The organism is Enterococcus sp. C46 (genome assembly GCF_040887565.1).
In the GTDB taxonomy this organism is placed as follows: domain Bacteria; phylum Bacillota; class Bacilli; order Lactobacillales; family Enterococcaceae; genus Enterococcus_B; species Enterococcus_B lactis.
The window spans coordinates 52,616-64,998 of sequence record NZ_JBFOGA010000007.1 but is presented as its reverse complement, the minus strand read 5'-3'; the positions used below and the strand labels follow the sequence as shown (position 1 = coordinate 64,998).

The 12,383-nt window shown below is 39.4% G+C and carries 12 protein-coding genes; 10 read left to right on the top strand and 2 right to left on the bottom strand.

Annotation, left to right across the window (positions count from 1 at the left end):
• Positions 1-35: 35 nt before the first annotated feature.
• From AB3I27_RS10655 to AB3I27_RS10645, 3 genes are all read left to right on the top strand, one after another.
• A complete protein-coding gene (locus AB3I27_RS10655) occupies positions 36-614 on the top strand; it encodes a sigma-70 family RNA polymerase sigma factor (RefSeq protein WP_002310450.1) in 579 nt (192 codons plus the stop codon).
• A 114-nt stretch (positions 615-728) separates the two neighbouring features.
• On the top strand, positions 729-974 hold the full coding sequence (locus AB3I27_RS10650; protein WP_002287434.1) for a Veg family protein: 246 nt from the start codon (positions 729-731) through the stop codon (positions 972-974).
• Positions 975-1,066: 92 nt separating this feature from the next.
• Positions 1,067-1,513: a GNAT family N-acetyltransferase gene (locus AB3I27_RS10645; protein WP_104760255.1), complete on the top strand. Its 447-nt coding sequence runs from the start codon at positions 1,067-1,069 to the stop codon at positions 1,511-1,513.
• Between the two features lie 57 nt (positions 1,514-1,570).
• Here AB3I27_RS10645 and mscL read toward each other — a convergent pair whose 3' ends face one another.
• On the bottom strand, positions 1,571-2,047 hold the full coding sequence (mscL, locus tag AB3I27_RS10640; RefSeq protein ID WP_104771636.1) for a large conductance mechanosensitive channel protein MscL: 477 nt from the start codon (positions 2,045-2,047) through the stop codon (positions 1,571-1,573).
• Positions 2,048-2,299: 252 nt separating this feature from the next.
• On the opposite strand from mscL, the gene AB3I27_RS10635 reads away from it, so the two are divergent.
• The 7 genes from AB3I27_RS10635 (at position 2,300) to rny (ending at position 11,465) form a co-directional block, all read left to right on the top strand.
• Entirely contained in the window at positions 2,300-3,568 is a 1,269-nt protein-coding gene (locus AB3I27_RS10635) for a pitrilysin family protein (protein WP_104760125.1), read from the top strand.
• Positions 3,561-4,847 (top strand): pitrilysin family protein, encoded by a 1,287-nt coding sequence (locus tag AB3I27_RS10630; protein WP_104760126.1) that lies wholly within the window; start codon positions 3,561-3,563, stop codon positions 4,845-4,847. Before AB3I27_RS10635 ends, AB3I27_RS10630 begins: the two co-directional genes overlap by 8 nt.
• A 367-nt stretch (positions 4,848-5,214) precedes the next feature.
• Positions 5,215-6,138, top strand: a complete 924-nt coding sequence (locus tag AB3I27_RS10625) for a RodZ domain-containing protein (protein WP_002310444.1) — start codon at positions 5,215-5,217, stop codon at positions 6,136-6,138.
• A gap of 207 nt (positions 6,139-6,345) precedes the next feature.
• Positions 6,346-6,924 (top strand): CDP-diacylglycerol--glycerol-3-phosphate 3-phosphatidyltransferase, encoded by a 579-nt coding sequence (gene pgsA / locus AB3I27_RS10620; RefSeq protein ID WP_002310442.1) that lies wholly within the window; start codon positions 6,346-6,348, stop codon positions 6,922-6,924.
• A 170-nt stretch (positions 6,925-7,094) separates the two neighbouring features.
• Entirely contained in the window at positions 7,095-8,336 is a 1,242-nt protein-coding gene (locus tag AB3I27_RS10615; RefSeq protein WP_002310441.1) for a competence/damage-inducible protein A, read from the top strand.
• A 108-nt stretch (positions 8,337-8,444) separates the two neighbouring features.
• Positions 8,445-9,491 (top strand): recombinase RecA, encoded by a 1,047-nt coding sequence (gene recA, locus AB3I27_RS10610; RefSeq protein WP_002310440.1) that lies wholly within the window; start codon positions 8,445-8,447, stop codon positions 9,489-9,491.
• Positions 9,492-9,908: 417 nt separating this feature from the next.
• Positions 9,909-11,465 (top strand): ribonuclease Y, encoded by a 1,557-nt coding sequence (rny, locus tag AB3I27_RS10605; RefSeq protein WP_002287336.1) that lies wholly within the window; start codon positions 9,909-9,911, stop codon positions 11,463-11,465.
• Positions 11,466-11,543: 78 nt separating this feature from the next.
• Here the strand turns inward: rny and proC are convergent, their stop codons facing one another.
• A complete protein-coding gene (gene proC, locus AB3I27_RS10600; protein WP_002310439.1) occupies positions 11,544-12,350 on the bottom strand; it encodes a pyrroline-5-carboxylate reductase in 807 nt (268 codons plus the stop codon).
• Positions 12,351-12,383 lie beyond the last annotated feature (33 nt).

Sequence of the window (12,383 nt, the reverse complement as noted above, 5' to 3'; positions counted from 1 at the left end):
TTCCTCCATAAACGAATTTATGGAGGAATTATTTTATGTCTGAGGAGTTATTGCGCGCTGCACGTAATGGTGACGAAGAAGCATTTGCTGCCCTGTATCAAAAATATTTTCCACTCTTACTACGTTTGAAAAACACTTATTATTTAAGAAATTATGTTACTGAGGATTGGGAACAAGAAGCGAGGATCGCTTTATATCAGGCATTGAGAACTTACGAAAAAAGCAAAGGAGTTAGCTTTGGAAGTTATTATAAAAGTATTATAAGCAATCAAATTTATTCTTTATTGAGAAAACAGAACGCGCTGAAGCGCCGTGACCAAAAAGATGAAGTCTCGATCGACCAAAAAATAGAGACAGAAGGACCAGATTTTTTAGCAGAGATTACCTTGCAGGAACCTTTAGCGATTCAGCATCTTTTGTTAAAAGAAGCAATCGAAAATTGCGAGATCCGATTTTCAAAAAAAGAAGCACAAATTTTTCATTATTACATGCAAGGGGTTGATTTTGCGGAGATGGCTGAATGGTTGTCAATGGATCACAAGCAAGTGATGAGTGCATATGGAAGGGTAAAACTCAAAATAAAAAAACACTTGAAATTTTATAATGAGGAATAATTTAGAAAAATCTTAATGAGCTTCTTATTTATTTTTATTGCATTTCTTTTTTTTTTATGGTAAACTTGAAAATTTTAAAAATATGTGGTATAGTTGGTAGTAGAGGTGAACTGTATGCCAACAACTTTAGCTTCAATCAAGAAAGACTTAGAAGGCCGTATCGGCAGCCCAATCATGTTGGTTGCTCAGACAGGAAGAAAGCGTCAAACAGAACGCCGCGGCGTTTTAACAGAAACCTATCCTTCAGTATTCGTTGTTGACTTGGATCCTGAAGAAAATTCTTTTGAACGAGTATCTTACAGCTATTCAGATGTACTTACTCGAACAGTTGAGATCGAATTTTTAACTGAAGCAGTTTAAAAAGCAAACGAGCCTGAGATTCGTAAGGTTCGTTTGCTTTTTTGTGTATGAATCGGTATGCTAATAATAAAAAAGTAGGAGGCGTTTACTTAGTGGAATATCAGGTAAAGAAATTTGAAGAATTGTCGACAGCAGAGTTTTATGCAATCGTCAAAGAACGGATTGCAGTCTTTGTTGTGGAGCAACAGTGCCCTTATCAAGAAGTTGATGATATCGATGGACAAGCTTGGCATACGTATTTCCAAGATACTGATGGGAAGATCCTTGCCTACACGCGGGTATATGAAGAAGTAGACAGCATCCATTTTGGTCGCGTTCTTGTTCATCAAAATAACCGTAAAGACGGCTTAGGAAGAAAGATTGTCCAAGAAACGATCAACATGATCCAGAAAAAATTTCCAGAAAAACCAATTGTGATTGGTGCACAAGAATATCTACAGGCCTTTTATGAGTCTTTTGGATTCAAGGCAATCTCAGATGTGTATTTGGAAGATGATATTCCGCATATAGACATGAAAAAAGAACAGGTAACAAGTTAAGAATCTAAAAAAAGAAAGCCGACACTGAAAATCGGCTTTCTTTTTTTAGATTCTTCATTATTTAGAAGTATCTGAAATAGAAGTATCTGAAAGATTTGTTTGCTCTACCGGATGCGTATTGTCTTCTGCCACTTGTTTGGCAAGAAGATCGCGTATGTCACTAAGATAATCTTCTGCAGTAGGTGCTTCTTCCACTTCTTCTTCTGCTTCTTTGGCGCGTAAATTCTTCGCACGGTTTGCCGCTTTGACAACTAAGAATAAGACAAAACCAGTAATCAGGAATGTAATGATAGCACTAATAACGTTACCAAACGCAAATGTGACACCTTTTGTCGGCGACCAGTCAAGAATTGAAAGTGCTCCTTCTAAATCAGAAGTTCCTGTGATCATAGCGACAATCCAACCAATTAGCGGAGTGATTAATCCTTGCACCACTTGGTTTACGATACTTGTAAACGCACTCCCGATAACAACACCGACAGCAAGATCCAAGACATCTCCACGCATGATGAACTCTCTGAATTCTTTTATCATGAATGACCCTCCCTTCTTTTGTATGTCTTTAGTATATCGAAAAATAAAAAATAAAAAAACGATATACGCTTTTAGCTGTCTGTCCCTTTTGATAAAAAACTTCTATGCTATACTATAAAGTGTAACATCATTTAGAAAAATCGGCGAATTGTCTGAACTTATATATATTTCAAGCAGATGCATAAGTAAAAAAGGCCGATTGTCCTACTAAAAGAGTAAGGGGCAATCATCTATGAAAAGGAGCATATAAATATGGTGTATCAATTGGCAGAAGGCGTGAATCTTCATGTCTTACCAACAAAACAATATAAAACGATTCGGATTTTTATCCGTTTTACGGCACGTCTGCAACAAGAAGTCATTACAAAACGTTCACTACTCAGCAGTATGCTGGAATCAAATAGTTTGAATTATCCGGATCAGACAAAGTTAAGTGCGAAACTTGCTGAGCTTTATGGTGCAAGCTTCGGACTATCAGTAAGAAAAAAAGGGAACTTGCATTGGCTAAACGCAGGAATCAGCTTTGTGAACGGCGAATATGTCAATGATCCTAACCTTTTCTCTCAAGCGGTGGATTTTTTAAAAGAGGTTTTATTTTATCCAAATATCAAAAATCAACAGTTTGATCAGTTGACGTTTGACTTGGAAAAGAACAATCTGCGTCTCTATTTGGAAAGTTTGAAGGAAGATAAACAAACTTTTGCTTCCTATGCACTGCAAGAACTTTATTTTGAAAACAGCCCGGAACAAAAAATCCCAAGTTTAGGCGTAGTGGAAGAACTAGACAAGATCACTGCTCGCTCACTAGCGGCTTACTATCAAGAAATGATGGCGAACGATCAAATTGACATTTTTGTTGTCGGCGATGTTGATCCGGACAAAGCAGCCGAAGTTGTTGGGCAATTACCATTTGAGCCGCGTGAAACAGCTCATCCAGAATTGTTTTATACTCAGCCTCAAGTGAATATCGTCAAGGAACGACAAGTCCGTGAGCCAATCGTTCAAGCAAAGCTGAATCTAGCTTATCAGACAAATGTGTATTATGATGAGCCAGAACGTTTTGCGCTAATGGTCTTCAACGGTTTATTTGGCGGGTTTCCTCACTCCAAACTGTTCATGAATGTGAGAGAGAAAGAAAGTCTAGCTTATTATGCCTCTAGCAGCGTGGATACATTCCGAGGGTTCATGAGTGTCCAGACTGGTATCGACGAAAAAAAACGAAATCAAGTACTTCGCCTGATTCACGAGCAATTAGAAAGTTTGCGAAACGGTGAAATAACAGATTTGGAACTAGCTCAGACAAAAGCGATGCTAAGAAACCAATACCTGCTTTCTCTAGACTCTCCGCAAGCGGCAATCGAAGCTTCTTTTTTGGACAGCTGGCTGCCGGAAACAAAATTATCTGATGAAGAATGGTTGAAACGTATGGAGAGTGTAACGATCAAAGAGATACAACAAGTAGCTGAGCAAATCGAATTGCAAGCAATCTTCTTTTTAGCAGGAGGAAATGCAAATGAATAAAACAGAATATGAGCAAATCAATGAAACGCTTTATCATGAAGTACTGCCAAACGGTTTGACCGTGTATTTGTTACCTAAAAACGACTATCACAAGACATATGGTTTGTTCAGTACGAATTATGGTTCGATCGATAACGAATTTATTCCTTATGGTGAAAAAGAAAAAGTGAAAGTCCCAGATGGCATCGCTCATTTCTTAGAACACAAGCTGTTTGAAAAAGAAGACGGTGATGTCTTTCAATTATTTGGACAGCAAGGTGCTTCCGCTAATGCTTTCACGAGTTTCACGAAAACTAGTTACCTGTTCTCTACGACTGATCAGGTAGAAAAGAATCTGACGACCCTGATCGACTTTGTACAAGCACCTTACTTTACAGAAGAAACTGTAAACAAGGAGAAAGGAATCATTGGTCAGGAAATCCAAATGTATGAAGACGACCCTAACTGGCGGATGTTTTTTGGTATCCTAAATAACTTGTATCCTACACACCCGTTGCATATCGATATTGCGGGCACGGTTGAAAGTATCGACAAAATCACAGCTCAAGATTTGTATACGTGCTATCGGACGTTTTATCAGCCAAGCAATATGGTTTTATTTGTAGTTGGTAAGATGGAGCCTGAGAAATTGATGAAACTTATTCGGGAAAACCAAGAAGAAAAAAATTTCCCGCCAAAGCAAGAAATTGTACGTTATTTCCCAGAAAACACAAAAGAAATCATCAAACAAAGTGCATTGGAAGCAGCCATTACACGAAATAAATTTGTACTTGGTATTAAAGGATTAGACACATTGCCGCAAGAAGGAACAGAACTACTACGTTATAAAACAGCTATCAATCTGTTGTTCCAAATGATTTTAGGTAATACTTCTCGAAACTATTTAGCTATGTACAATCAAGGAATTATCGATGACAGCTTTGGTTTTGAATTCAGCTTGGATCGTGAATTTCACTTTGCGGACTTCAGCGGAGATACGGATGAACCAGAGAAAGCAGCAGAAAAAATCAAAGAAATCGTTCTTGGATTCGCTGATGATCCTGAAGTGTCAGAAATGAATCTCGATTTGCTGAAGAAGAAAATGCTTGGACAGTATTTCCAATCATTGAATTCAATCGAATATATTGCTAATCAATTTACGCAAAGTTTATTTGGTGATCGAACATTATTTGATCTTCCTGAAATCATCGATTCGATCCAAATGAAAGACGTACTGGCAGCTGGAGAAGCATTTATAAGTGAAGAGGCCTTCAGTGAGTTTTATATGAGACCAAAATAAACCAGTGTTTTATGGAGAAAAGTCTTAAATTTCGTTTTAGACTTGTAGCAAGAACCTCCTCCAAAACCAGCTTTTATGGTATTCTTAGATGTGTTGGAAATATTAATGAGAAAATAAAACAAATCATGCTCTCTTTTAATCAACTTATATTAAAATAAAATTAAACGAAGTAATCAAAGAGGCTGTGACAGAAGTGGTCAGCTTCAAGAAATAAGAAGGAATTGACGAAAATTGCTTCTCAAATTTTTGTGAAATTTCGGCTTATTGCCGAAGAAGCTACTTCTGGAACGCCGTTTATACGGAAAAAGGAGCTGTGACATGACTTTTGTCACAGCCCCAAACATAACGTCTTTCGTTGCAACAGCAGATGCTTCGGAGAATCAAACAGACTGGAGAAGATGAACGAGTGGCTTTTGAAACCATCGGAGAAAAATTACGGCAAGCACGCCTGAATAAAAAGATATCTTTAGATGAATTACAGCAGATTACAAAAATTCAAAAACGTTATTTGGAAGCAATCGACAATGATGATTTTGATCAATTGCCTGGTAAGTTTTACGTACGGGCGTTTATTAGGCAATACGCTGAAGCTGTAGGAGAAGATGGAGACCATTTAGTCGATGTTTTTGATGGAAAAAGCAAATTGACAGGATCGGTCCCTGAACGTCCGCAGCCTGAAACAGTAAGTACTTCCAGAAAAGCAATACATCAAGAAGAATCGCATCCAAGTCGTTTTTGGACAAGTCTTCCTGTCATTTTATTAGGATTGGTCGCTTTGGCAATCGTCGTTGTCGTAGGCTATATGACTTGGCAAGATCGTCAAGCTGATCCAATAATCGGCGATACAGCTTCTTCGCTCAAAGTAGAAGGATCAGTTGAGGAGTCCTCTTCCTCAGAGCAAAGCACGCAGACCCAAGAGTCTTCTACAGTAGAGTCAACAACAGAATCAAGTGAAGAAAAGAAAATGGCAATAGCTGCAGGAGAGGATTCCGGCAGTGCCATCGCAGTAAATATTACAGATGCTACCAAGCCTGTCACTCTTGAGTTTACCGCTGTTAATCGTGTGTGGATCGGTGTACTAGTAGACAATGCTTATGTTTATCAAGGAACACTGGCAGCAAATGAAACACAAAGTACCGTGTTACCGGAAACAGCGGCCAATGCGACCATTACGATCGGTGCAGCAAGCAATGCGACGATCAAAGCGAATGGAGAATCCGTACCAGTTAATCCAGGGGAAAACAATCAGAGTCCTAAAAATGTGAACCTGACTCTCCAATACGCAGAGTGATCGTACAAATGAGTTTATTCATCTATTTACTTGTGGCATAAAAAAGAAGGATCGTGACAAATCTGTGTCGCGGTCCTTCTTCATTATTTTAAAAAGATCAGTTTCAATAAAAATGCTCCGTTGAATAAATTCGTTTGGAAAAGTAAATAATATCGGTGGAAACTTCGCGGATAGTCACGTAGAATAGGGAAGAAAGGAGTCGATAATGTGAATTTACCAAATAAATTAACTGTACTTAGAATTTGTATGATCCCGATTTTCATTTTGGTTGTAGGATTACCGTTAGATTGGGGACAACTTAACGTAGGGGACACCACACTGGCTGTCACGCAGCTAGTAGGCGCAGTTATTTTTGCATTAGCCAGCATCACAGACTGGTTAGACGGAAAAATTGCCCGTGCACGAGGTCTTGTCACTAACTTTGGCAAATTTGCGGACCCACTGGCAGATAAAATGCTAGTTATGACCGCTTTTATCATGTTGGTTGACCAAGGAAAGGCCCCAGGTTGGGTAGTCGCGATTATTGTCTGCCGCGAATTAGCCGTCACAGGCTTACGTTTACTACTTGTCGAACATGGAGAAGTCATGGCTGCTGCTTGGCCGGGAAAAGTCAAGACGGCTACACAAATGGTTGCTATTATCTTGCTGTTTATCAATAATATCCCATTCAATCTGATTAGTATTCCAGTAGACCAAATCATGCTCTATGCTTGTCTGATTTTTACTATCTATTCAGGTGCGGATTACTTCATCAAAAATAGCGGCGTGTTCAAAGGATCAATGTAGGTCTTGTTTTGTGGATGGTCAGATTCGTCGGTTCTTGATAAAGTGAAAATAATTTGATCATATAATGAAAAAAGAACTGGGGAGAGGCTGGTCCATGGATCAGCCTTGCCCTCTTTTTAAATAAAAAAATATATAAGTACAGCGTATACTATATAAGGGAGCGGGAAGTAATGAAAGCAGAAATAATAGCTGTCGGAACAGAACTTTTACTAGGACAAGTCGTGAATACGAATGCCACTTTCTTGTCAGAACAGCTAGCTGATCTAGGTATCGAAGTTTATTATCAGACCGTCGTAGGAGATAATCAGCAGCGTTTAGAAGAGTTGATTGCTCTAGCTGAAACAAGAAGTGAACTCATACTCTTATGTGGCGGATTAGGGCCGACAGAAGATGATCTGACAAAAGAAGCAACTGCGGCTCACCTCGGTAAGTCTCTCATACAAAATACGGAAGGATACAAAAAATTATTGGCATATTTTGAAACAACCCATCGAAAAATGACCAAAAACAATCTGCAACAGTCTCAAATCATCGAAGGTGGGGTTCCTCTACCAAATCGTACAGGGCTTGCTTTAGGGACTTTTTATCAAACAGATACACATGCATATATCCTTCTTCCCGGTCCGCCTAATGAGTTGAAACCAATGTTTGTGGAACAAGTACGTCCTTTACTAGAGGAACGTTTTCCTTCTGAAGAAAAACTGATTTCTAAAGTTTTGCGCTTTTATGGGATTGGTGAATCGCGACTGGTCACTGAACTAAAAGATTTAATCGAGACACAGATTAATCCAACGATCGCTCCTTATGCCAAACCAAATGAAGTGACATTGCGTCTAACAGTAAAAACAAAGGATGTTCAGGCAGGAAATCAAGCTCTTTTAGCATTGGAAGAAAAGATTCAAGAACGAGTAGGAGAATATTTTTATGGATATGGCGATGATAATTCGTTAGCAAAAGTCGTAGTGGAACTGCTGAAAGAAAACAAGCAGACTGTAACAGCGGCGGAAAGCTTGACAGCCGGTGCCTTCCAAGCCGCATTGGGCGATATTGCTGGTGTATCTGAAGTATTTCCAGGCGGCTTTGTTACCTACTCGCTCCAAACAAAAGCTGGTTTTCTGGAGATTGATCCGGAGCTATTAGCAGAATATGGAACAGTCAGCAAAGAATGTGTGGAGCAGATGGCCATTCAAGCACGTGAGATAGCAAGAACAGATTACAGTGTAGCTTTCACCGGAGTGGCTGGACCGGACACATTAGAAGGTCACCCTGCAGGAACAGTATGGATCGCTATTTCATCTAAAGATGGCGTGGTTTCAGAAAAATATCATTTTGCCAGAGACCGTGCGGCTATCAGATATAATACGGTTATGCAAGGATTTGATCTTTTGAGAAAACAGCTTTTAAGAAAATGATAAATGCGAATATTTGTTCGGTTTTTTCTTGCTTTTTATTACTAAAAACGATATGATAAGGATAATGAAATGTTGCTCTGATTTGTAAATATAAGGAGGATTATCGTATTGGCAGATGATCGTAAAGCAGCCTTAGATGCTGCACTGAAAAAAATTGAAAAGAGCTATGGTAAAGGCTCTATTATGAAATTGGGCGAAAAAATCGACCAACAAATCTCTACAATTCCAAGTGGCTCTCTTGCGTTAGATGTCGCTTTAGGTGTCGGCGGTTATCCCCGTGGACGTATTATCGAAGTATACGGACCTGAAAGTTCAGGTAAAACAACAGTGGCGCTACACGCTATTGCAGAAGTACAAAAAAATGGCGGAACGGCCGCTTTCATTGATGCTGAGCATGCGTTAGATCCGCAATATGCACAAAAATTAGGTGTGAATATCGATGAACTACTTCTTTCACAGCCTGATACAGGAGAACAAGGTCTGGAGATCGCTGATGCTTTAGTATCAAGTGGAGCTGTAGACATCGTAGTAGTCGATTCAGTTGCCGCTTTAGTTCCACGAGCAGAAATCGACGGCGAAATGGGTGACTCACATGTCGGGTTACAAGCACGTTTGATGTCTCAAGCATTGCGTAAACTCTCTGGTTCGATCAACAAAACAAAAACAATCGCTATTTTCATCAACCAAATCCGTGAAAAAGTAGGCGTAATGTTTGGGAATCCAGAAATCACTCCTGGAGGACGCGCATTGAAATTCTACGCAACGATCCGTTTAGAAGTACGTCGTGCAGAACAATTGAAACAAGGTACAGATATTGTTGGTAACCGTACAAAGATCAAAGTCGTAAAAAACAAAGTAGCACCTCCTTTCAAAATCGCTGAAGTAGATGTCATGTATGGTTTAGGGATCTCACAAGAAGGAGAACTTCTAGATATGGCAGTAGAAAAAGACATCGTTGATAAAAGCGGTGCTTGGTATTCTTATAAAGAAGATCGGATTGGTCAAGGACGGGAAAATGCTAAAATCTATATGGCTAATCATCCTGAAATGATGGCAGAAGTTTCTGCTCTAGTTAGAGCAGCTTATGGCATTGGTGAAGAAGTGGCTGTCCCAGAAGATACAAAAGGACAAGAAGAATTGCCTTTAGAAGAATAAAAATCATGATAAACAAAAACGGCTGGTCTGAAGAGTAGATACTCTCCTTGATCTGCCGTTTTTTATTGAATAAAGAACAAAGAAATCTTGAGTTATTTAATCATACGAGTAGCTACATAAAATAAAAAATATCTATTCGACTACAAAAAGTAATTTAGTGAAAAAGTTTCTCAACTTAAAGGTTTACTTATATGAAACTAGTGTCATTTATTCTAAAAACCACCGTTTAATGAATGAACGGAAAGCCGTTTCTTTGTTTATTTAAAGTTGACACTACGGGGTACAAACATTAGAATAAAGTTGTGCATGTTTTTTGTACACATATATGCGAAGATGCATATTGACAAGTTTAGAATAATTTATCATAGAAGCTGTATAGATGATAAAAATGAAAAAGATAGTATGGAGGTGGATTTTATGGTATTCAACATTCTCCTCGCTATCATCGGTTTAATTGTCGGTCTTGGTTTAGGGTTTATGGTCGCAAAGTCACGTCACGAGAAAGAAATAGCTGGTGCACAATCATCAGCTGCTGGGATCATCGATAGTGCAAAGAAAGAAGCAGAAACTCTAAAAAAAGAAGCATTGTTAGAAGCTAAGGAAGAAAATCAGAAATACCGTTCTGAAGTTGAAAGTGAGCTGAGAGAAAGTAAGTTAGAATTAAAATCTCAAGAGAATCGTTTGATTCAACGCGAACAAACGCTGAATCGTAAAGATGACTCGTTAGAAAAACGCGAGAACTCACTTGAAAGTAAAGAAGAAGCACTTAGTTCAAAACAGCAATTAATTGAAGAGCGAGAAAAAGACGTTGAAAAAATGATTGAAGATCAACAAAAAGAACTAGAAAAAATTGCTGGTTTATCAAAAGAGGACGCACGAGATGTCATCATGAAATCGACTGAAGAAGAGCTGAATCATGAGTTAACTCTAATGGTAAAAGAATCTGAACAGCGTGCCAAAGAAGAAGCAGATCGCAAAGCGAAAAACTTATTATCATTAGCGATTCAACGCTGCGCAGCAGATCAAGTTTCAGAAACGACTGTTTCAGTCGTTACCCTTCCGAATGATGAAATGAAAGGTCGTATCATTGGACGAGAAGGTCGTAATATTCGAACGCTTGAGACGCTGACTGGTATCGATTTGATCATCGATGACACACCTGAAGCAGTTGTTCTTTCCGGATTTGATCCAATCCGAAGAGAAATCGCACGAATGACCTTGGAAAAACTGATACAAGATGGACGAATCCATCCAGCACGAATTGAAGAAATGGTCGAGAAATCTCGTAAAGAAATGGATGAACGTATTCGTGAATATGGGGAAGAAGCAGCATTTGAAGTCGGTGCCCATACACTTCATCCAGATCTAATCAAGATCATCGGACGTCTGAGATTCAGAACTAGTTACGGACAAAACGTCTTGAAGCATTCGGTCGAAGTTGCAAAATTAGCTGGTATCTTAGCAGCAGAACTTGGCGAAGATATCCAATTAGCAAAACGTGCCGGGTTGCTTCATGATATTGGAAAAGCACTTGACCATGAGATTGAAGGATCTCACGTTGAGATCGGTGCGGAATTAGCTGCCAAGTACAAAGAAAACCCAGTAGTAATCAACGCAATCGCTTCTCACCATGGCGATGTGGAAGCGACTTCTGTTATCTCTGTCCTTGTAGCTGCAGCAGACGCGCTTTCAGCAGCAAGACCTGGTGCGCGAAGTGAATCATTGGAAAACTACATCCGTCGTTTAAGAAGTCTGGAAAATATTTCGAACAGCTTCGCCGGTGTAGAATCAAGTTACGCAGTTCAAGCTGGACGCGAAGTTCGGGTAATGGTCAAACCAGAAGAAATCTCGGATCTGGACGCTGTTCGTTTAGTACGCGATATCCGTAAACGAATCGAAGAAGAGTTGGATTATCCTGGACATATCAAAGTAATCGTTATTCGGGAAACTCGCGCAACTGATTATGCTAAATAACAGTAAACACAAAAGAAGAGTCGCGGCAAAAGCCGCAGCTCTTCTTTTTTTGTAAGGTACGAAAAAACATTGCTATTATTATTTTTTATTCAACATCTCAAGATCTTTCTCGATCGTCGTATTGATTCCTTTGATGATTGCTGGGATGAATCCTGCTTCTTCTAGGGCAACTACACCGGCAACGGTCGTACCACCAGGAGAAGAAACTTGGTCTACAAGTTCCCATGGATTTTTATCACTTGAAAGGAATTTTTGACAAGAACCCATGATTGCTTTTGCAGCAATTTCAGTGGCCGTCTGTTTGGACAAACCATTTAATACACCAGTCCGTCCCATCGCATCGATCAGCATATAAATGAATGCGGGCGAGCTGCCAGCAAGGCCGATGAATGTACTGAAATCTGCTTCTGCTAAGGGATAGACGCTACCAATTGCTTCAAAAATTATCGTGGCTTGTTGAAGCTGTTCCTCCGTGGCAGCTTCATTTTTGCAAATCGCAGAAACGCCTGCTCCTACGCTGACATTGACATTCGGCATCACACGTACGATGGAGGCCTGAGGATCTTCAAGCGCTGTTTCTAAATCTGTTAATGATTTTCCTGAAGCAATAGAAATGAATAAGACCTTCTGGCTGTATTCTTTTAGTTCTTTCAATACTTTTTCAATGATTTTTGGTTTCACGGCTAAAAGAACGATATCTGATTTTGATGCAACTTCTTGGTTGCTTTTGCACGCATGGACGCCAGTTTCAGCAGCGAATGTTTGTGCATTTTCAAAATGACCACTGGAAACGAACACTTCTTCTTTCGAGACTGTTCCTGTTTTCAATAAACCATCAATAATAGCTTGTGCCATATTCCCTGTGCCGATAAATCCTACTTTCATGTTATCCTCTCCTTTAGCATTAGGATATCTTTC